The organism is Paracoccus marinaquae (assembly GCF_018860165.1).
Taxonomy (GTDB): domain Bacteria; phylum Pseudomonadota; class Alphaproteobacteria; order Rhodobacterales; family Rhodobacteraceae; genus Paracoccus; species Paracoccus marinaquae.
In genome coordinates this window covers 1-22572 of sequence record NZ_JAHKNG010000028.1, presented here as the reverse complement: position 1 = coordinate 22572, position 22572 = coordinate 1, and the positions used below count along the sequence as shown (strand labels likewise).

The window sequence follows — 22572 nt, the reverse complement described above, 5'->3', positions numbered from 1 at the left end:
AATCTCACGGAAAGCGGAACCGGGCTGCAATCCGGCTCTGCCAGGGTGTGGTCAGCGGGCTCTCGATGACGCCATGATGGGTATAGGCATGAACGAAACGCGGCGCGCGGCCGGTTTCCGAGACGATACCCAGATGCTTGGCGACCGCGCCCGCGCGCATGCGGAACAGCAGCACATCCGCCCCGGCCAGCGGCGCATCCTGTGCAACCGGCCGCAAATGCCGCAGTGCCCCGGACAGCAGCGGCTCATCTGCCCCGAACTCGCCCCAATCCGGCGTATAGGGCGGCGGTGCCTCGGGCTCGGCCCCGTAAAGCACACACCAGATGCCCCGGATCAACCCAAGGCAATCGGCGCCAGCCCCCTTTGCGCTGGCCTGATGGACATAGGGTGTGCCGATCCAGTCCCGGGCCAGCGCCACGATGCGGTCAGGATCCGCCACGACCGCCCCCTGCTTGCGGCGCCAGCAGCCAGTCTTCGCTGGGCAGATGCGGGAAGCCCCGAAAATTCAGATAATTGTCGAACTTCAACCGGCAGGTGACACTGCGCTTGTCGCAACCCGCGGTCAGCCGGACGCGGTCGCCGGGTTTCGGCACGATCCCCAGCCCCTGCCACAACTCGACCTCGCGGCCGCCGCCCGGCAGGGCAATGTCGTTCTTGACCGTGCCGCGCAATCCCCCGGCCTCACCATCCAGAACCAGCAGGACACCGCGCTCGAACCACGCCTTGTCGAAGGCCGGGAAACCCGCAAAGCGGAACAGCCGCCCCTCCTCGCATCCCTCGACCGCGCGCTCCGTCTGCAGCCCCGGCCCCGACAGATCGACGCCGCAGGCGCCATCACCCAGCCGCGCCGAGCAGCGCGGGTGGTAAACCCGGCCCTGCGGCGCGTTCAGCGGCTCGGACAGGCCCCGCAATTCGGCGCGAAAGGCCCCGCGCGACCGCGACACTTCGCCCAGACTGCCCGCGAACACCAGCCGCCGTTGCGCAGGATCGCTCCAGTCGACCTCCCACATCTTCAACTCGGCCGCATCCCACAGCCCGGCCAGCAGGTCCCTTTCGGTGATCGCATTGTCGGACAGCGCGCCCTCGGCCTCGGAATTGTCGACCGACAGCCCCGAGCCCTGCACCAGCGCCCGCGCGCTCATGCCGTGATCCGGGCGGAAGGTGACATTGCCAAAGCGCAGCCGGGCGTCATGGTCGGTGAAACCCAGGGTCAGCCCGTCACCGCGGCGGATCACCCAGGCCCGGCAGGTGGTGGTCGTGGTCATATCCGCACCTCCACAACCGGAATCTGGGGCACCTCGCCGGCCTGGAAACCGGCCACCGAAACCGCGATCCGGTCGGTGTCAAAGCGCACCGGCACATCGAATTCAAAGCCCGCCGTCACCGCCGCCCCGGGCTCGGGCGGCTCGCGGAAGGTCACCAGCCCCGTTGCGTGATCGACCTCGTAATCCTCGCCCGGAAAGCGTTCGACCCCGCCGATCCCCGCCCGCACCGTATCCTGCACCGGCTTGGTGATCGGCCGGGCATAGCGCGCCGGTCCCGACGCATAGGTCTTGATGAGTGCGAAAGTCACCGCATTGCCGTCGCCGCGCGCGATCTCCTGATCGTCGAAGACCGGGCTGCGCGAGGGCGCAGAGCTTTTGAAGTCCGACCAGTCCTTCCAGCGAAAAGCGTGCAACTGCCCGGCCCGCGCCTCGAAGAATACCACCAGCGCCGACAGGTCATCCAGCGAACGCAAGCCCATCCCCGCGTCATAGCGGCGCCGTGCATGCGCCCAGGGCGTGTTCCGCTCCTCGAAGCCGCTGGCCAGCGTGACGATCTCGGTGCGCCGCTCGGGGCCGCCGATCGAGCCGAAGGACAGGTTCGCCGGAAACCTCACCTCGTGAAAAGCCATTCCTGCCTCCCTGGTTCAGTTGTTGCGGTCGCCGCGCGCCAGCGCCCGGCCCAGTTGCGCGGCAATCTGCGACTGGCTGCGCTGGAAGCCCGCGACATCCGGGGTGGTCACGTTCACCGTGATATTGACCAGCCGGCCACCGCCACCCGCCGCGACACCCAGCCGGCCATCGGCCCCGCGCCGCAACGGCATGATCGCCTCGGGACCGGCCTCGCCCATCAGCCCGGTGGCGCCGCGCATCGGAAAATGCGTGGGCTGGCTGACGATCCCGCCCTTGGCGAAGGGCATGACGCGGCCCTGTACGAAGGCCCCGCCCGCGGCGAAGGGCAAGGCACCCGACAGCATTCCCGTGACGCTGCCGGCGAGGGATCCCGCCAGCGCATTTTCCATCGGCTTCATCGCCATCGAGAACACCTTGTCCGCGATCGACCGCCCGATGCCCTTCAGCGCCTCGGACAGCTTGATGCCGTCGAAGATCAGCCCGTCGAAGGCGCGGCGCAGACCGCTTTCGATGCCCGAACTCAAGCTGCCGACCTCGCGTGAGGTAATGGCCATCGACTGCCGCAGCCGCGCCAGTTCCGCCTCGAACTCGGCGGCCATGCGACTGCTCTGCCCGAATCCCTCGTCCAGCTGGTCCAGCGTCGCGCCGAACCCGTCCTTGTCCGCCATGCTGATGGCCCCCGCTTGTCAGTTGCTCTCATTCCCCGGGCGAGCCCGGCCGCCGGTCGGGATAGCGCGCCGCCAGTTCGGCCAGCCGTTCCCGCGTCATCGCCGGCGGTCCGGCCTCGACCCCCAGCATCAGGGCCAGTTCGGCCGGGGTCAGCGCCCAGAACTGCTCTGGTCGCAGCCCCAGCCCGCGCAACCCCGCGCGCATCAGGCCGGGCCAGTCCAGCCCGCCGCTCATGCGCCGATCCGGAAGGCGCGGGCCAGCAATTCGGCGGCTGCCCGCCCCGCTGCCACCGGCCCGCCGCCGATCTCGACCGTCAGCAGGTCGGCCGCGCGCCCCTGCCAGCCGCCGCCCCGCAGCCCTGCGACCAGCACCGCCAGCACATCGCGGCTGGAAAAGCGCCCGGCCTCGAACCGTTCGGCCAGCGCCAGCAGGCTGTCGGCGCCCAGATCCTGTTCCAGTTCGGCCAGTGCGCCCAGGGTCAGCCGCGCCACCTGCGCCTGCCCGTCCAGCGCGATCTCGACCTCGCCCCGCATCGGGTTCGCCATCACAGCACCGTAAAGCTCAGCGCACCGGCCGAGGCCATGCTGACCTCATAGGTGGCCTCGCCGTTATGGCTGCCGGCATATTCCAGCGCGGTGATCTGGAACGGTCCCTCGACGGTGCCGAAATCGGGGATCACCACCTGAAACCGCGGCACCTCGCCGTCGAAGAAGATCTGCCGCGCACGAGCATCGGTCGCCGCGTCCCGAAACACGCCCGAGCCCGAGATCGAGGCGCTGCGCATTCCCGCGCCACCCAGCAGTTCGCGCCAGCCGCCCTCGCTTTCGACGCTGGTGACATCCACCGTCTCGGCATTGAAGGATAGCCGCGAGGCGCGCAGCCCGGCCACCGTCTCGAAGGCGCCATCGCCCGTCATGTCCATCCTGACCAGCAGGTCGCGCCCGTTCTGTACCGCCATGGCCTCAACTCCTCAGCCCAGATCAATCAGGGCGCGAAAGGTCAGATCGACCCGTCGCGCCGCGCCGTTTTCTACCCGCCGCGCCCGCGCGCGCCGAAACCAGATCGCCACCAGATGGCCGCGATCCAGCATCAGGCCGCCCGTCTCCAGCGCCTCGGCCACCGCCGCGGCGGCGATCTTGACGGCACTGAAACCGGCACTGCCCTCGCTGCCCGACAGCACCGAGACGACGAAATCATGCTGCGATCCGCGCCCGGTCGCATCGCCGGCGTCACGCGCCTCCTCGGGGCCCAGCGAGACATGCACCCCGGCCGGCACATCGACCGGCATGGCGTCGAAGATCGCATCCCCGACCAGCGCCGCCAGCGCCGTGTCGGCCCGCAAATGCCGGTAAACCGCGCCCTGCAGCGCCGCCCCTGCCGCATAACTCATGCCTGATCCTCCTCTCGTGCAAAGCAGGTCAGCCAGCGCCCGTCCGGGTCACACTCGGCCACCGCCTCGATATGGAACAGCCGCGCGCCCAGCCGCAGCCGCTGGTCGGGCTCGGGCCGGCGCGGATCACCCTTTGGCGCTGCGCGCAGTGTGATCCGCCATGTCACCAGGCTTTGCGGCCCGACCTGGACCAGACGCTCGCGCCCCGCTGCGGCTTCCATCCCGGCCCAGAGCCAACCCAGCTGCCGCCAGACGACGCGATGGCCGCCCATTCCGTCCTCCTGCCGCTCGGGTGCTTCCAGCGCCAGCCGCAGGTTCAGCCTCGGCCGGCCCATCAGCGCGCCTCCCGGCGACCGCGACCGCCGAGGATGCGCACCTGCCGCCAACGCTCGATCAGCGCGCTGACCCCGAAGGGCATAGCCCCCTTCGATCCCTCGAAGCTGCGATCCTCGTAATAGCGCGCGGCCAGCATCAGCACCGCCTGCGCCAGATCGGCCGGCACCGATGCCCAGTCAGCACCGAACCCGGCGGTAAAGCGCACGTTCAGCAAACCGCGCCGCGGAACATGCGGCAGGATCACCCCGGTCGGCAGGATCATCGGACGCTGGCTGTCGGGCAGCAGCCGCCAGCTGTCCTGCGGCAGCGCCGTGACGATGCCGGCCCCGTCCTCGATCTCGATCCCCTCGATCGAGATCACCGGCGCCAGCGGCAGCGGCTGGCCCAGCCGGTCGCGCCAGTCATCCAGCTGCATCCGAAAGCGCCGGGTCAGCAGCACCTTGCCGGTCCGCCCCTCGATGGTCGCGATCGCGGCGCGCAGATAGCCGCCCAGGGCCGCCGTTTCGGCCGCCTCCTCGGCGACCCCGAACCCCGACCCCAGGCGCAAATGCTCGCGCAGCGCGGCGACAGGCAGCGCCTCCGCCGCAGGCGCCGTTTCCTCTATCAGCATCATCTCGCGAACCTCCCGTCCTGCCGTTCGCCTTGCCACTCCACGACGGCGGGGCCCGTCACGGACCCCGCCCATTTCCCGGCTGCGGAAAGGGGCCGCGCCCACGCGCCAGCCATCAGCGCGCGCGGACAGTTGCAAAGCCGGCATGGCCGGCGCCCGCGCGCGGCCCCTTCCCTCGCCCTTTCCCGAAGGATCAGGCGAAGCGCAGCAGCTTGACGGCGCGGAAGTCGGTGACACCGCCGCCGACCCGCTTGGTGGCGTAGAACAGCACATGCGGCTTGGCGCTGAACGGATCGCGCAGCACGCGCAGGTCGGGGCGCTCGACAATGGTATAGGCCGCCCGGAAATCGCCGAAGGCGACCGACAGCGCGTCCATGGCGATATCCGGCATGTCCTCGCCGATCAGCACCGGATAGCCCAGAAGCTGCGCCGACTGCCCGGCCGACAGCGCATCGGTCCACAGGAAGCGGCCTTCGCCATCCTTCATCTTGCGGATCCGTGCCGCGGTCTTCGAATTCATCACGAAGCTCGCATTGGCGCGATATTCGGCCCCCAGGGCGTAGATCAGGTCGATCAGCGCATCGGCCGGCGCATCGGCGTCGAAATCGCCCAGCGACCCGGTGGCAATCGTTCCGATCTGACCATCGGCCGCGCTGCCATCGGCCGCTGTCGGATAGGCCAGGATGCCGCGCGGCTTGGCCACGCCATCGCCATGGATGAAGGCCGCCGCTTCCGAACGGGCGAACCTGTCGGCAATCCGCTCGGCCAGCCAGGCCTCGACATCGAAGGCCGCGTCATCCAACAGCCGCTGGCTGGCCTTCGGCATGGCCGACAACTCGTGCACCGGGATCGAGATCCGCTCGATCCCGCCCGGGGCGGTCTCGGCCGCATCGGCCTCGCTCGCCCAGCCGGCACCGATGTCACCCTTGTCCACCAGCACCTCATAGGCCGAGGAATCGACGGCGACGACATTGGCCAGCCGGCGCAGCGAGGCACCCGAGCGCAGCACGTTCTGCACCGTCTCTGCCACCTGCGGCGCGGCCAGAAAACCGCCATCGCTGGCGACGGTCAGGCCCTTTTCCTCGATGACCAGCCCACGCAGCCCGTCATCGTCGCCGCGGCGCAGATAGGCGCTGAACGCCTTCTGATGCGGCACCTCGGTCTCGGCGGTGGCGGACAGGGGCGCGCGGCCCCGGCTGGCGGTCTTGCGATCAAGCATGTTCATGCGCTCTTCCTGTGCTTGCAGCTTCTTCTGGATGTCGTCTCGAAAGCCCCGGAGTTCGCCGACGAACCCCATCATGGCCCCCTTCAGATCGGCGGACGCGTCGCCGCCGCCCGCGGGTTTCACCTCGGTCATGGTCTTCTCCTCATCGCGATGATCGGGGCCGACCCGCCCCCTCTTGCCGGACGGCGGCAGCGCGCGATCCGAACCCCTCGGCCGCGCGCCCGCGCAGCCCTGATGTCAAGCGGCCCGCAGTGCCGCGGCGGCGGCCGCGAACAGCGCCGCCACCTCCAGCAGTTCGTCCGCCTCCTTGCGCCCCACCTTGGCCTCGGGCAGCATCGGGAAGGTGACCAGCGACACCTCCCACAGCTCGACCTCGGCCAGCGCGCGGCGCCCGTTCCGGTCACGCTCGGCGCGGATGGTGCGATAGCCGATCGACAGCCCGTCGATGGCCCCGGCCCCGATCAGCGCGGCCGCCTCGCGCGCCTGCGCCACATCGGGCAACAGCCGGCCCCTGACCCACAGCCCCGTCGCGTCCTCGCGGATCTCGTCCCAGACGCCGATGGGCCGCGCGGGATCGTGCTGCCACAGCATCCGCACCCGGTCGCCCCTGGCCGCCAGCCGCTTCAGCGAGGCGGCAAAGGCCCCCGGCAACACCGCGTCCCCGCCCTGATCGGTCAACCCGAACAGGCTGGCATAGCCCTCGATCACATGTCCCTCGGTCAGGGTTGGTGCCCCGCCGGCGAATTTCACCTCAAGTCCCGGTACCATCCGTCAGCCTCCTTTCGGCGCATATTCCAGAATGCCCTGCACGGCCTGGGTCAGGATCACCGCGACGACCCCGTAGACGGTCATCCACAGCCGCCGCTCCAGCCCCTCGATCAGCGCCTCGATCCGTTCCAGCCGCTTCTCGACGGTGCCGAACTGCAGCGCCATGATCCGCTCCTGCGCCTCGAACCGCTGGTCATGCCAGCCGAGGCCGTCCCTGACGAAACGCGACCCTTCCATCGCCTCACCCCTCGGCCAGAGGCGGCAGCCCCAACAGCGCCCGCTTCTCGGCATTGCTGAGAAACGACGCCTCGCTGACCCGCCGCCACTGCTGGTCCCGCTCCTCGGCCAAGGCCGGGATGCCGTCGGGATCGGGCTTCAGGGAAACCTCCTCGCCCAGATGCTCGGACAGCCACCAGGCGACCGAGGCCGCCACCCGCGCCGCCAGCGGCAGAACCGTCAGCCGGTAGAAGGCGCGATGCGCCTCGGCGTAATTGGCATAGGTCGCGTCACCCGGAATCCCCAGCAGCATCGGCGGCACCCCGAAGGCCAGCGCGATCTCGCGCGCCGCCGCCTGCTTGGTCTGGTGGAATTCCATGTCCGAGGGGCTGAAACCCATCGGCTTCCAGTCCAGCCCGCCCTCCAGCAGCATCGGCCGCCCGGCATTGCGCGCGCCCTGATGGTTCATCTCGATCTCGCCGACCAGCCGGTCATATTGCTCGGCGCTCAGCACCCCCTGCCCGTCCACGCCCCTGTAGACGATCGCCCCCGAGGGCCGCGCGGCATTGTCCAGCAGCGCCTTCGACCAGGCACTGGCGCTGTTATGCACATCCAGCGCGACGGCAGCCGCCTGCATCGGCGACAGCCCGTAGTGATCGTCCTGCGGATGAAAGCTCTTGATATGGCAGATCGGATCGGGACTGCCGGCCATGTCGAAGCGATGCCTGCGCCCGCCCACGGCGTATTCGAAGGCCACCGGCCAGCCATCGGCCCCCGGCACGATGCTGACCCGGTCCGAACGCAGCACATGCAGCTCCTCGGGCAGGCCCGAAGCAGCCAGCCCCACCGCCTCGAGATAGCCGTTCCCCGACAGCAGCATCTGCCCGAACAGCGCCTCGAACAGCTCGGCCCGGCCCTGCCCGGGATTGGGCCGGCGCAGCAGCCCCAGAACCGGATGGCTGTCAAAGCGCCGCGCGCCATCCTCGCAGACCAGCGGCACCGCCGCCGCCGCCTCGGCGATCAGCTTCACCGACCGGAACCCCACCGGATTGCCGACGAAACCACCCCGCGTCAGCGACCCGCTATCGCGCGCCGACCAGACCGGCCGCCCCGCCCCGGCGGCAAAGGCCACCACCCGACCGGTCGCACTGGCCTTCTTCCCGGGTGCGGGATCCTGCTTTTCCTCCCGCGAAAACAATCGAAATGCCATGCTCGCCTCCACGCATCCGCCATGAAAAAGGCCGGCCAGACGGCCAGCCCCTTCTTCTTCACGAAAATATCCTCTGGGGGTCCGGGGGGCGAAGCGCCCCCGGCCTCGCCTCACAACCGCCGCATCTGCGGCCGGCGCCAGCTTGAAGCCGGCTCGATCATCAGTTCATGGATTGCCCAGACCAGCGCATCCAGTCGGTCGGGGCTGCCTCGCCCCTCGAAGCCGCGCACCGTCATCTGGCACATCTGATCCTCCAGCACGCCCAGATCGCCGCCGCGCAGGTGCTTGACCCGCCCCTGCTCGTAAAGCGCCGCGACCGGCTCGGCCCGCAGCCCCTTGCCGCGCCCCGCCCGCAGGGCCCGGAACGGCACCAGGGGATCGACCTGCCGGATCACGCTCTCGACCAGGTCGCCGCCCTGGTTCACCTCGGCCACCAGCTTCTCGGCCCCGTGCAGGTCCATCGCCGCGATCGCCGCCCGCGCCCAGTCGCTTGGCCCGCCCCTGACCGTCGCATCCTCCAGCACATAGGCCCGCCAGTCGCGCGGCTCGCCTTCGGTCACCACGCCCGCGACCACGATCCCGCATGCGTCGCTGGCACGGCCCGCCGTCACCGCCGGATCGACCGCGACCACGACACGGGTCAGCTTCGGCGCCCGTTCCAGCCGCGCGCCTTCCAGCATGGCCGTGGTCCACAGCGCCCCCTCGACATCGTCCAGAAGCACCCCCTCCAGTTCCTGCCGGCCGATCCGGGTGCCGCCATAGCGCGCCTCGACCTCGGCCAGAAAGCTTTCGGCCAGATAGGCCCGGTTCGCATCCGTCGGCGCATGGGTGGTCACGGTCGAGGCATTGCCGAGGATCCGCTTCAGCACGCCGACATTGCGCGGCGTCGTCGTCACCACCTGCTGCGGATGCGCGCCCAGTCGCAGCGCGAATTGCAGCATGTCCCAGACATCCTCAGCCTTCTTCCACTTGGCCAGTTCATCCACCCAGGCCGCGTCGAACTGAGGCCCGCGCAGCGCCTCGGGTTCATGCGCGGAATAAACCGTGGCGGTCGCGCCATTGGCCCAGACCAGCCGCCGCCGCCCGGCCTCCCAGACCGGCCGCCGGTCCGGGGGTGAGCAGGCCAGGATGCCGCTCTCGCCCATCACCATCACCTCGCGCACCTGATCGAAGGTCTCGCCGACCAGTGCCACCCGGTGACAGCGGCCGGGCGCGGCGGCCGTCGACCCCTCGACCTGCCGGCGCACCCATTCCGACCCGGCACGGGTCTTGCCGGCACCGCGCCCGCCCATGATCACCCAGCTCTTCCAGTCCCCCTCGGGCGGCAATTGATGCGGCAGGGCCCAGAACTCGAACAGCCAGGGCAGCGCCATCAGCGCATTCTCTCCCAGACCGCCCAGAAACGCGTCAACCTCCTGCGGCGCGGCGCAGGCAAGCCAGGCGGCGCCCGATCTCATCTCGTGCCGCGTCAAGGTCGAGGCTGCCTCCGCCGACCCCTCCGGCAATGTCCTTGCGAAGTCTGTCAACCTTGTTCCTTTCCGTCATCATCAGATGGACGGCCTCGCGGACGCCCTTGGCTACCTGAACGGCATTCTTCAGTTCTGTCGGATCGACCGCGCCGCCTTCGCGGCCCGCCAGGGCCTGCTGATGCGCCTCCAGGTCCCGGATATAGGACCAGAAAAGCCCGTCAGCGACGGCAATGGCCTGCTCCGGATCGCAGCCCTGAGGCGATGTTTCGCCCCGGTCCGCGCCATCCGCGACGACCCGGGCGCCGGCCGCAAACGGCCCTTCGGGGTCGCCGGCCCCACTCCATTCCATATCGTTCATGCAAACTGTCCCGCCTCGTGTCCTGTCCGCACGAGCCGAAAAATGAAGAAGCGGCCCAGGGTTTCCCCCGGCCGCTCGCCCATTTCTCCCAGCATGGGAAATATCTACCCAAGGGCGTTCAGAAAGTCAATAACTAAACCTTAGGCTGATGAAGTTCAGGGAGGATATCCATAAAAATCAAAATGATGGCCAACGCAACACCCGCTGCACGCACCGCGCAACATGGCCCGAACCTGTCGCGACGGCACGCCCGGAGCCAGAATCGCCCGCAGCCGGCGGCGGCGGGCAACGCGGTTCGAAAGCCGGGTTCAGCCCTTCTTGGTGCCGCCCTTGCCGCGCGCCTCGGTCGCGGCCGCGATCGCGTTCGAGGCATCGTCCTGCAGTTTCTGCGCGAAGGACAGCATCTGCGCGGCATAAGCTTCGGCCCAGTCGGGGAACTGCCCGCTTTTCGAGGCAGCGGCCCGCATCTCCTCGCCCTTCTCGCGCAGCGCCTCGAACTGGTTCTCCCAGCCGCTCTGCATCGCCTGCCACTGGCTGCGGACATTCTCGCCGGCTTCCTCGAAATAGCCGCGAATCTGCTTGTTCATCTCTTCCTGGCGCTGCATGGCGGTTTCCTGCCACTTGCGGGCGCTGGCCATCATCTCGTCATTGCGGACGCCCATCTCGTCCTGCCATTCGGCGGCCCGCTCCTCGAAGACACGGGCATTGTCGGCCAAAGTCGAAAACATGTCGGACAGTTTCACGGAAATTCCTCCTGCTGCAGAGGCCCGGGCTGGCGCAGCATACGCCGTTGAAAAAGCCCGCCCCTTGCCGCTCAGCCTGCGGCGCGGGGCGGGCTTTGTCAAACCCTATGGACGACCCGGGGGCGACGCGTTCAACCGTCGCCCTGAACCGGACTGTCCGTCGCCTCTCCGCGCTGCGCCTCGATCTCGCGCCAGCGGGCGACATTGGCGTTATGCTCCGCCAGCGTCCGGGCAAAGGCATGCCCGCCCGAGCCGTCGGCCACGAAAAAGATGAACTCGGTCTGCGCCGGATTGAGCGCCGCATTGATCGCCGCCCGACCCGGATTGGCGATGGGCGTGGGCGGCAGCCCGTCGATGCGATAGGTGTTATAGGGCGTCGCCGCGTTCAGTTCCGACCGCCGCAAGCCGCGCTCCAGCACCCCCTCGCCACGGGTGATGCCATAGATCACCGTCGGGTCGGTCTCCAGCCGCATGCCCTGTTCCAGCCGGTTCACGAAGACGCTGGCGACCGTCGGGCGCTCGTCGGGCAGCCCGGTTTCCTTCTCGACGATCGAGGCCATGATCAGCGCTTCCTCGGGGCTTTCGTAAGGCAGGCCGAAGGGACGCGCCTCCCATTCCTGGGCCAGGATCGCAGCCTGCCGCCGCCCCATCTCGGCCAGAAGCGCGGCACGCGGCGAATCCTTGGCGACCTCATAGGTGTCGGGCGCCAGGCTGCCCTCGGCGGGCACCTCCTCGATCTCGCCCGACAGGAAATCGGCCTGCTTCAGCCCCTCGGCCACCTGCCAGCTGGTCACCCCCTCGGCCACGGTGACACGCAGCCGCGCATCGGGCTTCTGCCCGGCGGCGGCGATGGCCGCCGGCTGCGCCTCTGCTGCCGGGTTATAGCGCGCCATCTCCTCGAAACCGCCGGTCTCGGGGTTCATGTCGCGCAGCAGCACGCTGTTCTCGCGCACCCCCACCCGCAGGATGACCTCGGTCCCGCAGGTCGAGGGTCCACCGGCGGTGATCACGCCGAGGATACTCTCCATGCTGGAACCCGGCGGCAGCAGATAGCTGCCGAATTTCAGGTCGCGGGCCTTGTCCATATAGTCGGTGCCGGCGCGAAAGATATAGGCGCTGCTGACCGCGCCCTGCGCCGCCAGTTGCTGGCTGACCGCGTTCAGGCTGGCGCCGGGCGCGATCTGGACGCATTGCGCCACCTCGCTGGGACCCGGCCCGCTGAACTCGTGCTTGCTCCAGGCGACCGCCGCCGCCAGCGCGACCAGCAGCACGATCAGCAGGGTCAGGAAGTTCGAGGCGATATGGCGCCAGATCATCCCGCGACCTTCCCAAGCACGAGGCTGGCATTGGTGCCGCCAAAGCCAAAGCTGTTGGACAGGGCCACATCGACCTTGCGCCGCACGGCGGCATTCGCGGCCAGATCCAGCTTCGGCGTCACCGCCGGATTGTCCAGATTGATCGTCGGCGGGCAGATCTGGTCACGGATCGCAAGCACGCAGAAGATCGCCTCGACCGCGCCCGCCGCCCCCAGCAGGTGACCGATGCTCGACTTGGTCGAGGACATCACCGCATTGCCGGCATGATCGCCCAGCAACCGCTCGACCGCGCCCAGCTCGATCGTGTCGGCCATGGTCGAGGTGCCATGCGCGTTGATGTAATCGATCCGCTCGGGCCCGATCCCGGCGCTGCGCAGCGCGTTCTGCATGGCGCGATAGCCGCCATCGCCATCCTCGGAGGGCGCGGTGATGTGATAGGCGTCGCCCGACAGCCCGTAACCCAGCACCTCGGCATAGATCTTCGCGCCGCGCGCGCGGGCGTGTTCATATTCCTCCAGCACCACGCAGCCCGCGCCCTCGCCCATCACGAAGCCGTCGCGATCGGCGTCATAGGGGCGGCTGGCGGCCTGCGGATCCTCGGCCCGCCTGGTCGACAGGGCCTTGCAGGCGTTGAAGCCGGCGATCCCGATCTCGCTGATCGGCGCCTCGGCCCCGCCCGCGACCATCACATCGGCATCGCCCAGCATGATCAGCCGCGCGGCATCGCCAATGGCATGGGCGCCGGTCGAACAGGCGGTGACGACGGCATGATTCGGCCCCTTGAAGCCAAAGCGGATGCTGACCTGCCCCGAGATCAGGTTGATCAGCGCGCCCGGAATGAAGAAGGGGCTGACCCGCTTCGGTCCGCGCTCCTTGATCAGCACCGCGGTCTCGGCAATCGAACTCAGCCCGCCGATGCCCGAGCCGATCATGACCCCGGTGCGCAGCCGGCTTTCCTCGTCCTCGGGCCTCCAGCCGGCATCCGCAACCGCCTGCGCGGCGGCAGCCATGCCATAGAGGATGAAGTCATCGACCTTGCGCCGATCCTTCGGCTCCATCCAGTCATCCGGGTTGAAGGTCCCGTCGCTGCCATCACCGAACGGGATCTCGCAGGCATATTTCGTCACCACGTCCTTCGGATCAAAGCGGGTGATCGGCCCGGCCCCGGACCGTCCCGCCAGGAGCCGCTCCCACGTCGCCTCGACGCCCGAGGCCAGCGGCGTGACCATCCCAAGACCGGTGACAACAACCCTGCGCATCCGTGTTATCCTTCAAGCTGCCCGTTGGTTCCCGCCCTGATACACGCGGGGATACAACCGCGCAACGCCGGGCCCGCGGCAGATTGCGCAAGGCATCGCCGCCGCCGCCGTCGGGAACGGGAAAAAGAAGTAGGGGGGCGCCGCCCCCCGTCGCGTTCCGCGACGCCCCCCGAGGTATTTGAAAAGAGTGCGAGGCGGTCTCGGCTGCCCTCGCGCTCTTTGCAAATACCTGCGGGGTGAATTGGCCGCAGGCCAAGAGGGGGCGGCGAGCCCCCTTTCCCCCGCGAATACCGGGGAAGCTGGCCTCTCAGAGCAGGCCTTCGGCCCGGAAATCCTCGCGGATGTCGCGTTCGGGGCGCGGCCCGACATGGCCGATCACCTCGGCCGCCGCGACGCAGCCCATCCGGCCGGCGACCGCCAGCGGCCTGCCCGTGGCCAGCCCGTAGATCAGCCCCGCCGCGAACTGGTCCCCCGCCCCGGTCGCATCCACCGGCACGACCTTGTGAACGGGCACCATCACCCGTTCGCCGTCGCGGATCAGAATCGCGTCATCGCCCGAGCGCGTGCAGATCACCGTGCCGCAATCGGCCGCGGCCCGGGTCAGCGCCTCTTCCAGATCCCCGGTCTGATAGAGCGAGGACCATTCATGCACATTGCCGATGACGTAATCCATCGGCCCGGCCACCAGCCGCCGGAAATCCTCGCGGTGGCGGTCCACGCAGAACGGGTCCGACAGCGCGATCCCGACCTGGCCGCCGGCCTCGTGGCAGCTGGCCGCGGCCTTCATGAAAGCGTCCTTGCCCTTCGGCTTGTCGAACAGATAACCCTCGAGGAACAGCCAGCCCGCGCCCTGAAAGACCGACGGGTTCACGTCATCCGGGCCAAGATCGGCCGAGATGCCCAGATAGGTATTCATCGAGCGTTCGCCGTCGGGCGTGACGAAGATGATGCTGCGCGAGGTCGGCAGCTGCTCGCCCCCGATCGGCGGATTGACGAAGACCGTGCCCGCCGCTTCGGTCTGTTCGGCATAGCTGAGGCCAAGCGCGTCATCGACGACCCGCCCGATGAAGGCGGTCTTCAGCCCCAGGGCGCCGATCCCGGCCAGCGTATTGGCGACCGAGCCGCCCGGCACCAGCCGCGCCTGATTGCGCCCCGGCCCGTGGTCGTCGGCCTGCGCGGCCATCAGATATTCCGACCGCTCGCGCTCGATCAGCTGCATGATGCCCTTCTGCACCCCCATCCGGTCCAGCCAGGCGTCATCGGTCGGCGAGATCACGTCCATCACCGCATTGCCGATGCCGATCACATAGGGGGTGGTCATTCGGTTTTCTCCTCATAGGGGCAAAGATCGCGGATGATGCAGACGCCGCAGCGCGGCCTGCGCGCCTGGCAGATATAACGGCCATGCAGGATCAGCCAGTGGTGGGCATGCTGCTGGAACCGGACCGGCACATTGTCCTCGATGGCGCGTTCGACCTCGTCCACGTCGCGGCCCGGCGCGATGCGGGTGCGGTTGCCGACGCGGAAGATATGCGTGTCCACCGCCTGGCTGCTGTGTCCGAAGGCGCAGTTCAGCACCACATTGGCAGTCTTGCGGCCGACGCCGGGCAGGCTCATCAGTGCGGCGCGGCTGTCGGGCACCTCGCCGCCGAAATCCTCGACGAGGATCCGCGACAGGGCGATGACATTCCTTGCCTTCTGCCGGAAAAGGCCGATGGTCCTGATATGTTCGGTCACGCCCTCGACGCCCAGATCCAGCATCTTCCGCGGCGTGTCGGCTACCGCGAACAGCCCCTTGGTGGCCTTGTTCACGCCCACATCGGTCGCCTGCGCCGACAGCGCCACGGCAACGACCAGCGTGAAGGGACCGGTGAAGTTCAATTCGGTCTCGGGCGCCGGATTGGCTTCGCAGAGGCGCGAGAAGATCGCGACCTGATCGGCAAAGGGCAAGGGGGCGGAGGGACGACGGGCTTGGGCCATGGTTGACGCTTTTGACCCTGGCTCGATCACAATGCAAGCACCGCCCGTGCGGCGGCTTCCATTTCGGGCGGAACTGCGGCAGCGTTCCGGCGTTGGACAGCGGACCGGACCCGGTCACCTCGGTCCGCAAGCACACAGGCAAGTCCGCAAAGAACGAAATCGAAAGGCAGTGACATGAAACTTCGCACGACCACCGTCATCGCAGCCTCGGGGCTGATCGCCCTCGGCGCCTGCACCGATCCGTCGATGACCGGGACCGGAACCGGAACCGGGCTGAGCCGGACCCAGCAGGGCGCCATGGCCGGGGCCGCCCTTGGTGCGGTCCTGGGCGCCACCCGCGACGACGACAAGAACAACCAGGGCAAGGACGCGGCCAAGGGCGCGATCCTTGGCGCCATGGCCGGTGCCGTCGCCGGCAATATCCTCGACCGTCAGGCCGCCGCGCTGGAACAGGCGGTCTCGAACCCGAATATCCAGATCGTCAATCACGGCTCGTACCTGCAGGTCGTGCTGCCCGAAGGCATCCTCTTCGCCACCGACTCGGCGGCGGTGTCGGGTCCGGCGCAGGGCGACCTTTATGCCGTGGCGCGGAACCTGAACCAGTATCCGAACAGCCGCGTCGAGGTGGTCGGCCATACCGACGACACGGGCTCGGCCGGCTACAATTTCGATCTGTCGCAGCGCCGCGCGCAATCGGTCGCGGGCATCCTGACCGCGGCCGGCGTGGCACCGGCACGGATCGTCGCGATCGGCCGCGGCGAGGACCAGCCGGTCGCCTCGAACGGAACGGTTGAGGGCCGGGCCCGGAACCGCCGGGTGGAAATCCTGATCCGCCCGACCGGCTGATCCCGGCCGGCCATCGGCGATGCCATCAGCGAGGCCGATCAGGCGCGGCCCTGCTGCCCCTGGCCCCAGCGACCAGAGTGACGTTGCGTCATGTCGCGTGATCCGCCCGGAAATCGGGCATTTCGGCGATGTGACGCTGCGTTACTTTGATCTTTCGGTAAAAAATCTGGAAAACCGGCCCGCCATTCGCCAGATGCTGGCGGCGGGATTTCGTCCCGTGGCAGCCACCCCCAGAGTGGCTGCCTCATTTCCCCTTCGGTCAATGGGCGAACCCACCCGTACCCCCGCTCCGGGGCTCAGGAAGGCTTCGGAAGACCCGTCGCCTCCTGCGCCTCACCCCCGGCAGAACTCCGCTGCCTGCGGGCCGCCTGTTTCAGTTCTTCCAACTGACGCCGGGCCTCGGCCATCACCTCGTCCTCGCCCAGCCGTCTGGCGCAATCGATGACCGCCAGAGCGGTGTTCTTGTGCGGCTCGGCGGTCAGCGCGAGGCGGAAACAGGCCAGCGCCCCGGCCAGATCCCCGTCTTCGCGCAGCCGGTGGCCTCGGGCGAAATGCCACCTGGGCGAGCCGGGTTCCCACAGGGCGATCTCGCCCGGCACCCGGCCACGGAAGACCTCCTCGACCAGCGGCGCCAGCAGGCCGCGGCGATGCAGGACCACGATGACGCTGTGGCCGGTATGGGTCAGCGCGCGCAGATCCGCGGCGGGATAGGCCGGGGCAATCCATTGCCGGACCAGACGGCCGTCCTTGGGCTGGTGGGGGTCGAACAGCACCATCGGGGCCTGCGGCGACAGCGGCCCGTCCTCAAGCCTAGCACAGTGGCGGAAATCGCGCCGGGTCCGGGCCGGGTTCACCGAAATCAGCGGATGGATGTCGTTGCGCGGCGCGATCGCAAGGATGCGCGCCGCAAGCGCGCCGCCGAAATACAGCGCCGCATAGGCACCGGCGCTGTTGCCATAGGCGACGATCTCGCGCCCGGCGGCGATGGGCAGGATCAGCCGGGCCAGATCCTCGCTGTCGATGCCCTGATGCCAGGCATCGCGGTGCTGGCCGACATAGATCGTGTCATGGCCCCGCGACAGGGCGAAGTCCGTCCCGAAGCCCGAATCCGCCAGCCGGTCGGTCCTCGGGGCGAAGGTGACGACCAGCCGTTCCGAAGGCGCATCTGCGGCGCGGTGATGGACGACGCGATGACGGTCGGAATATGAAAGGACCTCGGGCATGGTCCGGCTTTTCTGAACCGGCCGCGCGCCCCGGTCAAAGCTGAAATTGTGAAACAGCCTTGACTTGCCAGCCCGCGGCAAGGGATGCCACAACGATCCGGCAGTGCAATCCGAAAGACCCCATGGCCGACACATCTTCCCTGCAGCTTGCCGACCTGACCATTATCTATGTCCTCGACCCGCCGGCGCTGACGCGCGACAGCATCATCCTGCTGTCCTCGATCCGGCAGGTTCTGGGGGATGTGAAGGTGGTGGCCTATACCCCGCGCGACAAGGCCGAGTTCCTGTTGCCCTATGTCACCGAATTCTACCGGCAGATGGATGCCGAGATCCGGCTGATGGATCCCACCGACCGCTTTGCCCCGCCCTACAAGCAGGGCAACAAGATCCTGGCCTGCCTGCAGCCGCGCGAAACCGGATACACGCTGTTTCTGGATACCGACACGGCGGTCGTCGCCGCCTTCGACCGGGCCGATCTGGTGGCGCCGGGCACGGTCAGCGTCGTCCCCGAGGGGGTTCAGGGCTGGGGCGGCAATCCGGGGTCGTGGGAATATGTCTATGCGAAGTTCGGCCTGCCCTTCCCCGAGGAACGCGTGCGCCTGACCCGCAGCGCCAAGACCGTCCCGCCCTATTTCAATGCCGGCATGATCGCCTTCCCGACCGGCTCGGACTTTGCCGGCTGCTGGTTCCGGATCGCGGCGGAACTGGACGCCGATCCCGAGGTCCGCAACAAGCGGCCATGGCTGGACCAGATCGCATTGCCGCTGGCGATCCGGCAGGCCGGGTTGCAGATGCAGGTCATGGCGAATGGCTGGAACCTGTCGATCTCGCATCCGGGGCAGCACCGGCATCTCGAACGGTTCTTCGCGCATGTGGACGCGATCGATGCCCGGATCGTGCATTACCACCAGCCCAAGTTCTTTCGCGGCACGCGCTATCAGCAGATCGTCGATGGGGCCCTGGCCGGCCATACCCGTTTCGGATCGCTGGCCGATCTGACCGCCGAGGGCGATGCCCGCCACGCACGGCGCGAAGAGGTCTGGCAGCGTTTCGGCGAGTTGAAGAAACTCAGGCAGCGGTCGCCCGCAGAGATCGAGGAAATGCACGCCCTCAGCCGCGAGAAGAACTTTATCAAGTCCTTCCGCGACAGCCTCGAACGCCAGATCGAGATCGCGCCGGCCAGCATCGTCAAGACCGCGGGCGAGGTCTGAACCATGGCCGGAAAACCGCCCCCCCCCGCCACCAAGGCCCCCGCCGCGACCGATCTTGCCCGGATCGGCTCGCTCTGGATCGGCGGCGATCTGTCCTGGCTCGAGATCGCCTCGCTGCACAGTTTCGTGGCGCTTGGCCATGACGTGGCGCTCTATGCCTATGACGAGATCGCGAACGTGCCGCCCGGCGTGACCCTGCGCGATGCCCGCGAGATCTGGGACAGCGCCGGCTTCGTCATCCACAAGGAATCGGGCAGCCCGGCCCCGCATGCGGATATCTTCCGGGTGATGATGGTGCGGCAGACCGGCCGGGTCTGGGTGGATACGGACGTGATCGCCCTGCGCCCCTTCGCCCTGGACATCGACTGGTATCTGGGCCACGAGCGGCAGGACAAGGAGGAACTGGGCAATGCCATTCTGGGCCTGCCCGCCGGATCGCGCCTGCTGGAAGACCTGCACGCCTTCCTGACCGACCCGCATCCGGTGCCCCCCTGGATGCCGCAGCCGCGGCGCGAAAAGCTGGCGGCGCTGTGGCGGGCCGAGCCGGATTTCGGCTTTGGCGATCTGGCCTGGGGCACCTCGGGGCCGAAGGCGCTGACCCATTTCGCGCGCGCGACCGGCGATATCGAACATGCCCAGCCGCAGGAGATGTTCTTTCCCGTCACCTTCCAGGAACGCAGGATGCTGCTCAACCCGCGCCGCGCCGAGGAACTGGACCATCGGGTGTCAAAGGCCGAAAGCCGCTCGGTCCATCTCTATTCGCGATGGATGCGCAAGGCCTCGGCGCGCGAGGAGGCGGGCCTGCCGCCGCGCGACAGCTGGATCGGCCGCTGGGCCGCGGAACACGGGATCATCGGCTATCCCCCTGTCGCCGGGGCGGATCCGGCGCAGCCCGCGGCGGAACCCGCCCGGCCCGATGCGGATGAACGCCGCCGCCGGCATGCCCAGGCCCAGGTGACCGAACGCGAGGCGATGGCCGCGGCCGAGGTCGCGCTGGCCGATCTGGACCAGCGCAAGGCACGCATCCCGGGCGGCGCAAATGTCTCGCGCCACGGCCGGGTGACGATCGTGACCATGGCCAAGGATGAAGGCCCCTATGTGCTGGAATGGGTGGCCCATCACCATGTCCTCGGGTTCACCGACATCCTCGCCTATACCAATGACTGCACCGACGGCACCGATGAGATGTTCGACGCGCTGGCCGGCCTCGGGCTGGTCACGCGGCTGGGCAACCCGCCCTGGAAGGACAAGCCGCCGCAGTCGCGGGCGCTGCACTGGGCCGAGATCAATTCCTTCGCGATGGAATCGGACTGGCTGCTGATCATGGATCTGGACGAGTTCGTCTCGATCCGGGGCGGCGGGCCGCGGGTCGATGACCTGATCGACCGGATCCTGTCGCAGAAGGCGACCGGCATGTGCCTTGCCTGGCGCTTCTTCGGCAGCGCGGGCCTTGAGCGTTTCGAGCCGGGTCCGGTGACCGAACGGATGACCGCCGCCGCCCCCGAGAGTTTCGTCAAGGGTTACGGCATCAAGACCCTGTTCCGGACCGATCCGCACATGGCGCTGGCCATCCACCGGCCCTATCTGAAGATCCGTTTCGCGCGCAGCAAGGAAGGCAGCGACTATCCGGTGAACTGGCTGAACGGCAATGGTGCGGCCCTGAACGGCCGCGATCTGCGCTGGCGGCTGAACAGTCATCAGGTGGGCTATGATCTGGCGCAGATGAACCATTACGGCGTCAAGTCGCGCGAGGAATACCTGCTGCGGCGGCTGCGCGGCGACGTTCTGGACAATCACTCGAAATACGATGCCGAATATTTCGGCGTCTTCGACCGCAACGAGGTCGAGGATCGCTCGGCCCTCGCGCTGGCCGGCGAGCGCGAGGCGCTGGTGGCCAGGCTGCTGAAGGATCCGGCGGTGCGCGCGGCCGCCGATCTGATCGAGGCCCGGCTTCAGGACCGGCTGGCGCGGCTGCGGCATTCGGACGGCTACCGGGAACAGATGGCGGAACTGCAACCCTATCCGTTCGACAAGGCGATGAAAATCAAACGCAAATGACAGGCGGGACCCCATGACACAGATCCGACCGGGCGACATCTTTCCGGTGCCCGAGCCCGATCAGGGCTGGTCGCGCGAGGTGATGACGGTAGATGACGCGATCGTCTGGCCGGCCGGGCCGATGCAGCGCATTCCCATGTGCGGCATCACCCATGCCGACGGCCGCGATTGCCCCGAGGCCGCGATCTATCGCGGCGATACGCGGATGATGGCCCCGGTGGCGGTCGAAACCCGCCCCCAACCCGCGGCGCGCCTGCCGGGCACGCATCTGTGGGGCGGGCAGGTCTTCGCGCATTTCGGCCATTTCATGACCGAGACGATTCCGCGGCTCTGGGCCAGCACTCATGCCGGCGTCGAAAGCATCGTTTTCATCGGCAAGCACGAGCAGTTGCAGAAATTCTCGCCCTGGCAGCAGGATTTCCTCGCCCTGCTGGGGATGGACCTGCCCGTCACCTTCGTCACCGAACCCACCCGGATCGAACGGCTGATGGTCCCGGGCCAGGGCTTCGGGCTTGGCCGGATCGCCCGCGGAACGCCCGAGTTCCGCGCCTTCATCGGCCGGTTGCAGGACCGGATCGAGCCGAAGGGGGCCGAACGGATCTACGTCTCGCGCACCAAGACCGGCAAGAAGGGCCGGGTGCTGAACGAATATTCGATCGAGCAGAACCTGATCGCGCAGGGCTATACCGCCTATCACCCGCAGGATCACAGCCCCGCCGAGCAACTGGCGCAATACATGGCGGCGACGCATGTGATCGGCCTCGACAGTTCGGCCTTTCACCTGCTGGGCTTCATGGCGCGTCCCGGGCAGCGGGTGGCGGTGGTCCTGCGCCGCAACATGATGGCCTATGTGAATATCCAGCGTCAGCTTGAAGGCATGCTGGGCCGCAGCCCCGATATCATCAACGTGCTGCTGGGCGACTGGATGCCGCCGCGCCAGAAGGGGGCCAACCGCGAAAGCTGGGGCCAGGTCGATCACCACAGGCTGGTGGCCCGGCTGACCGACCTCGGCTATCTCGACCGCCCCGAAGCCTGGACCTATCCGGACGAGAAGGACTTCAACATCGCCTTCGCGAAGTTCCGCAAACGGATGGGCGGCGAGGTCGTGTTCCGCCCGGTCGAGGTGCCGATCGAAAAGATCGTCGCAGCCGCCCGCAAGGATTGAGGCCCTTCCCGCCTGTCAGGCATACCCGGCGCCGAGAGGCGCGGGGCCTTGTCCGGGCAGGCCCGATCCGGCGCGCGGCCAAGCGGACAAGGACGAAGCCGCTCGCGCGGCATTGGTGCCTGCGGCAGGCATTTTGCATTGATCTGCCCCCTGTGCATTTGGGAATGGGCGCGGCTGCCTGACGATTTGGGGCCATCGCCTCGAATATCTGCCACCAGATACCTTTCCGGCTCCAGCGGCTGAACCGGCGGAACGCGGAGTTCCACGCCCCGAACACGTCCGGCAGGTCACGCCATGTTGAGCCAGTCCGAACAATCCACAATACTGCTTCGACGAACATCCGGTTGTCGCTACCGCTGCTACCGCGCGTGCGCCCGTCGCCGATAAAGTGGGCCGCGATCCGATCCCATTGACGATCGGACAAAACCAGACGTTCCAAGGTTCCCATGGTAAATCTTCCTGCTAAGGGAGCATGGAATCAGCCTCCTACACCAATGTGAATCTGGAGGGTTCTGTGAGGTCGCGTGGCGGATCGGGGGCGTCTTGGCGCGTTCCGCGACCTCATTGAAGCCGGATTGAACGAAGCCGCGGTCCGGTTTGGCGCTATGGGAATTGTGGTGTTTGG

The 22572-nt window shown here is 68.1% G+C and carries 26 protein-coding genes and 1 pseudogene; 4 read left to right on the top strand and 23 right to left on the bottom strand.

Annotated elements, in window-relative coordinates; all coding sequences use genetic code 11:
* Window positions 1-4: 4 nt before the first annotated feature.
* The 21 genes from KNW02_RS14350 to nth form a co-directional block, all read right to left on the bottom strand.
* Window positions 5-439 (bottom strand): C40 family peptidase, encoded by a 435-nt coding sequence (locus KNW02_RS14350; protein ID WP_216033973.1) that lies wholly within the window; start codon window positions 437-439, stop codon window positions 5-7.
* Complete coding sequence (locus KNW02_RS14345) at window positions 426-1265, bottom strand: DUF2163 domain-containing protein (protein ID WP_216033972.1); 840 nt, start codon at window positions 1263-1265, stop codon at window positions 426-428. The genes KNW02_RS14350 and KNW02_RS14345 overlap by 14 nt, the downstream gene beginning before the upstream one ends.
* Window positions 1262-1894 carry a DUF2460 domain-containing protein gene (locus KNW02_RS14340; protein WP_216033971.1) on the bottom strand — a complete coding sequence of 211 codons (633 nt, stop codon included), beginning with the start codon at window positions 1892-1894 and terminating at the stop codon, window positions 1262-1264. The genes KNW02_RS14345 and KNW02_RS14340 overlap by 4 nt, the downstream gene beginning before the upstream one ends.
* A gap of 15 nt (window positions 1895-1909) precedes the next feature.
* The gene (locus KNW02_RS14335) at window positions 1910-2563 is read right to left on the bottom strand and encodes a phage tail tape measure protein (RefSeq protein WP_216033970.1); all 654 of its coding nucleotides are present in this window, start codon (window positions 2561-2563) and stop codon (window positions 1910-1912) included.
* Between the two features lie 28 nt (window positions 2564-2591).
* Window positions 2592-2798, bottom strand: a complete 207-nt coding sequence (locus KNW02_RS14330) for a rcc01693 family protein (protein ID WP_216033969.1) — start codon at window positions 2796-2798, stop codon at window positions 2592-2594.
* The gene (locus KNW02_RS14325) at window positions 2795-3109 is read right to left on the bottom strand and encodes a gene transfer agent family protein (protein ID WP_216033968.1); all 315 of its coding nucleotides are present in this window, start codon (window positions 3107-3109) and stop codon (window positions 2795-2797) included. The genes KNW02_RS14330 and KNW02_RS14325 overlap by 4 nt, the downstream gene beginning before the upstream one ends.
* Entirely contained in the window at window positions 3109-3522 is a 414-nt protein-coding gene (locus tag KNW02_RS14320) for a phage major tail protein, TP901-1 family (protein WP_216033967.1), read from the bottom strand. Before KNW02_RS14320 ends, KNW02_RS14325 begins: the two co-directional genes overlap by 1 nt.
* A gap of 12 nt (window positions 3523-3534) precedes the next feature.
* On the bottom strand, window positions 3535-3954 hold the full coding sequence (locus tag KNW02_RS14315; RefSeq protein ID WP_216033966.1) for a DUF3168 domain-containing protein: 420 nt from the start codon (window positions 3952-3954) through the stop codon (window positions 3535-3537).
* Window positions 3951-4289, bottom strand: coding sequence for a head-tail adaptor protein (locus KNW02_RS14310; protein WP_216033965.1), 339 nt, complete (start codon window positions 4287-4289; stop codon window positions 3951-3953). The genes KNW02_RS14315 and KNW02_RS14310 overlap by 4 nt, the downstream gene beginning before the upstream one ends.
* Window positions 4289-4903 carry a head-tail connector protein gene (locus KNW02_RS14305; RefSeq protein ID WP_216033964.1) on the bottom strand — a complete coding sequence of 205 codons (615 nt, stop codon included), beginning with the start codon at window positions 4901-4903 and terminating at the stop codon, window positions 4289-4291. The genes KNW02_RS14310 and KNW02_RS14305 overlap by 1 nt, the downstream gene beginning before the upstream one ends.
* A 190-nt stretch (window positions 4904-5093) precedes the next feature.
* Entirely contained in the window at window positions 5094-6257 is a 1164-nt protein-coding gene (locus tag KNW02_RS14300) for a phage major capsid protein (protein WP_216033963.1), read from the bottom strand.
* A 105-nt stretch (window positions 6258-6362) separates the two neighbouring features.
* Window positions 6363-6893 (bottom strand): HK97 family phage prohead protease, encoded by a 531-nt coding sequence (locus KNW02_RS14295; RefSeq protein ID WP_216033962.1) that lies wholly within the window; start codon window positions 6891-6893, stop codon window positions 6363-6365.
* Window positions 6894-6896: 3 nt separating this feature from the next.
* Entirely contained in the window at window positions 6897-7130 is a 234-nt protein-coding gene (locus KNW02_RS14290; protein ID WP_216033961.1) for a GTA head formation protein, RCAP_rcc01685 family, read from the bottom strand.
* 4 nt (window positions 7131-7134) lie between these two features.
* Entirely contained in the window at window positions 7135-8319 is a 1185-nt protein-coding gene (locus KNW02_RS14285) for a phage portal protein (protein WP_216033960.1), read from the bottom strand.
* A gap of 110 nt (window positions 8320-8429) precedes the next feature.
* Window positions 8430-9776: a DNA-packaging protein gene (locus KNW02_RS14280; RefSeq protein WP_216033959.1), complete on the bottom strand. Its 1347-nt coding sequence runs from the start codon at window positions 9774-9776 to the stop codon at window positions 8430-8432.
* Complete coding sequence (locus KNW02_RS14275; RefSeq protein WP_216033958.1) at window positions 9727-10146, bottom strand: permease; 420 nt, start codon at window positions 10144-10146, stop codon at window positions 9727-9729. Before KNW02_RS14275 ends, KNW02_RS14280 begins: the two co-directional genes overlap by 50 nt.
* A gap of 308 nt (window positions 10147-10454) precedes the next feature.
* Window positions 10455-10889, bottom strand: a complete 435-nt coding sequence (locus KNW02_RS14270; protein ID WP_216033957.1) for a hypothetical protein — start codon at window positions 10887-10889, stop codon at window positions 10455-10457.
* Between the two features lie 131 nt (window positions 10890-11020).
* On the bottom strand, window positions 11021-12205 hold the full coding sequence (mltG, locus tag KNW02_RS14265; RefSeq protein ID WP_216033956.1) for an endolytic transglycosylase MltG: 1185 nt from the start codon (window positions 12203-12205) through the stop codon (window positions 11021-11023).
* Entirely contained in the window at window positions 12202-13464 is a 1263-nt protein-coding gene (gene fabF, locus KNW02_RS14260; protein WP_216033955.1) for a beta-ketoacyl-ACP synthase II, read from the bottom strand. Before fabF ends, mltG begins: the two co-directional genes overlap by 4 nt.
* A gap of 307 nt (window positions 13465-13771) precedes the next feature.
* Complete coding sequence (locus KNW02_RS14255) at window positions 13772-14785, bottom strand: adenosine kinase (RefSeq protein WP_216033954.1); 1014 nt, start codon at window positions 14783-14785, stop codon at window positions 13772-13774.
* Window positions 14782-15444, bottom strand: coding sequence for an endonuclease III (gene nth, locus KNW02_RS14250; protein ID WP_216033953.1), 663 nt, complete (start codon window positions 15442-15444; stop codon window positions 14782-14784). The genes KNW02_RS14255 and nth overlap by 4 nt, the downstream gene beginning before the upstream one ends.
* Window positions 15445-15618: 174 nt before the next feature.
* On the opposite strand from nth, the gene KNW02_RS14245 reads away from it, so the two are divergent.
* Window positions 15619-16290, top strand: a complete 672-nt coding sequence (locus KNW02_RS14245) for a YiaD family glycine zipper/OmpA-like lipoprotein (RefSeq protein ID WP_216033952.1) — start codon at window positions 15619-15621, stop codon at window positions 16288-16290.
* 296 nt (window positions 16291-16586) lie between these two features.
* On the opposite strand, the gene KNW02_RS14240 is transcribed toward KNW02_RS14245, so the two are convergent.
* On the bottom strand, window positions 16587-17513 hold the full coding sequence (locus KNW02_RS14240) for a hypothetical protein (RefSeq protein WP_216033951.1): 927 nt from the start codon (window positions 17511-17513) through the stop codon (window positions 16587-16589).
* Window positions 17514-17635: 122 nt separating this feature from the next.
* Between KNW02_RS14240 and KNW02_RS14235 the strand changes: the two genes are divergently transcribed.
* Genes KNW02_RS14235 through KNW02_RS14225 form a run of 3 tightly spaced genes read left to right on the top strand, consistent with a single transcriptional unit; the run spans window position 17636 to window position 21947 of the window.
* Window positions 17636-18724, top strand: a complete 1089-nt coding sequence (locus KNW02_RS14235; protein ID WP_216033950.1) for a hypothetical protein — start codon at window positions 17636-17638, stop codon at window positions 18722-18724.
* 3 nt (window positions 18725-18727) lie between these two features.
* Window positions 18728-20782 (top strand): glycosyltransferase family 2 protein, encoded by a 2055-nt coding sequence (locus KNW02_RS14230; RefSeq protein WP_216033949.1) that lies wholly within the window; start codon window positions 18728-18730, stop codon window positions 20780-20782.
* Between the two features lie 13 nt (window positions 20783-20795).
* On the top strand, window positions 20796-21947 hold the full coding sequence (locus KNW02_RS14225) for a glycosyltransferase family 61 protein (protein ID WP_216033948.1): 1152 nt from the start codon (window positions 20796-20798) through the stop codon (window positions 21945-21947).
* Window positions 21948-22074: 127 nt separating this feature from the next.
* Here KNW02_RS14225 and KNW02_RS14220 read toward each other — a convergent pair.
* A pseudogene (locus KNW02_RS14220) lies at window positions 22075-22395 on the bottom strand (transposase); the annotation flags it as partial.
* Window positions 22396-22572 lie beyond the last annotated feature (177 nt).

What these genes read in the sequence shown, in the direction of transcription:
- KNW02_RS14345 (WP_216033972.1), bottom strand. Translation starts at nt 1,265, where the DNA reads ATGACCACGACCACCACCTGCCGGGCCTGGGTGATCCGCCGCGGTGAC.
- KNW02_RS14340 (WP_216033971.1), bottom strand. Translation starts at nt 1,894, where the DNA reads ATGGCTTTTCACGAGGTGAGGTTTCCGGCGAACCTGTCCTTCGGCTCG.
- KNW02_RS14335 (WP_216033970.1), bottom strand. Translation starts at nt 2,563, where the DNA reads ATGGCGGACAAGGACGGGTTCGGCGCGACGCTGGACCAGCTGGACGAG.
- KNW02_RS14330 (WP_216033969.1), bottom strand. Translation starts at nt 2,798, where the DNA reads ATGAGCGGCGGGCTGGACTGGCCCGGCCTGATGCGCGCGGGGTTGCGC.
- KNW02_RS14325 (WP_216033968.1), bottom strand. Translation starts at nt 3,109, where the DNA reads ATGGCGAACCCGATGCGGGGCGAGGTCGAGATCGCGCTGGACGGGCAG.
- KNW02_RS14320 (WP_216033967.1), bottom strand. Translation starts at nt 3,522, where the DNA reads ATGGCGGTACAGAACGGGCGCGACCTGCTGGTCAGGATGGACATGACG.
- KNW02_RS14315 (WP_216033966.1), bottom strand. Translation starts at nt 3,954, where the DNA reads ATGAGTTATGCGGCAGGGGCGGCGCTGCAGGGCGCGGTTTACCGGCAT.
- KNW02_RS14310 (WP_216033965.1), bottom strand. Translation starts at nt 4,289, where the DNA reads ATGGGCCGGCCGAGGCTGAACCTGCGGCTGGCGCTGGAAGCACCCGAG.
- KNW02_RS14305 (WP_216033964.1), bottom strand. Translation starts at nt 4,903, where the DNA reads ATGATGCTGATAGAGGAAACGGCGCCTGCGGCGGAGGCGCTGCCTGTC.
- KNW02_RS14300 (WP_216033963.1), bottom strand. Translation starts at nt 6,257, where the DNA reads ATGACCGAGGTGAAACCCGCGGGCGGCGGCGACGCGTCCGCCGATCTG.
- KNW02_RS14295 (WP_216033962.1), bottom strand. Translation starts at nt 6,893, where the DNA reads ATGGTACCGGGACTTGAGGTGAAATTCGCCGGCGGGGCACCAACCCTG.
- KNW02_RS14290 (WP_216033961.1), bottom strand. Translation starts at nt 7,130, where the DNA reads ATGGAAGGGTCGCGTTTCGTCAGGGACGGCCTCGGCTGGCATGACCAG.
- KNW02_RS14285 (WP_216033960.1), bottom strand. Translation starts at nt 8,319, where the DNA reads ATGGCATTTCGATTGTTTTCGCGGGAGGAAAAGCAGGATCCCGCACCC.
- KNW02_RS14280 (WP_216033959.1), bottom strand. Translation starts at nt 9,776, where the DNA reads ATGAGATCGGGCGCCGCCTGGCTTGCCTGCGCCGCGCCGCAGGAGGTT.
- KNW02_RS14275 (WP_216033958.1), bottom strand. Translation starts at nt 10,146, where the DNA reads ATGAACGATATGGAATGGAGTGGGGCCGGCGACCCCGAAGGGCCGTTT.
- mltG (WP_216033956.1), bottom strand. Translation starts at nt 12,205, where the DNA reads ATGATCTGGCGCCATATCGCCTCGAACTTCCTGACCCTGCTGATCGTG.
- fabF (WP_216033955.1), bottom strand. Translation starts at nt 13,464, where the DNA reads ATGCGCAGGGTTGTTGTCACCGGTCTTGGGATGGTCACGCCGCTGGCC.
- KNW02_RS14255 (WP_216033954.1), bottom strand. Translation starts at nt 14,785, where the DNA reads ATGACCACCCCCTATGTGATCGGCATCGGCAATGCGGTGATGGACGTG.
- nth (WP_216033953.1), bottom strand. Translation starts at nt 15,444, where the DNA reads ATGGCCCAAGCCCGTCGTCCCTCCGCCCCCTTGCCCTTTGCCGATCAG.
- KNW02_RS14245 (WP_216033952.1), top strand. Translation starts at nt 15,619, where the DNA reads ATGAAACTTCGCACGACCACCGTCATCGCAGCCTCGGGGCTGATCGCC.
- KNW02_RS14240 (WP_216033951.1), bottom strand. Translation starts at nt 17,513, where the DNA reads ATGCCCGAGGTCCTTTCATATTCCGACCGTCATCGCGTCGTCCATCAC.
- KNW02_RS14235 (WP_216033950.1), top strand. Translation starts at nt 17,636, where the DNA reads ATGGCCGACACATCTTCCCTGCAGCTTGCCGACCTGACCATTATCTAT.
- KNW02_RS14230 (WP_216033949.1), top strand. Translation starts at nt 18,728, where the DNA reads ATGGCCGGAAAACCGCCCCCCCCCGCCACCAAGGCCCCCGCCGCGACC.
- KNW02_RS14225 (WP_216033948.1), top strand. Translation starts at nt 20,796, where the DNA reads ATGACACAGATCCGACCGGGCGACATCTTTCCGGTGCCCGAGCCCGAT.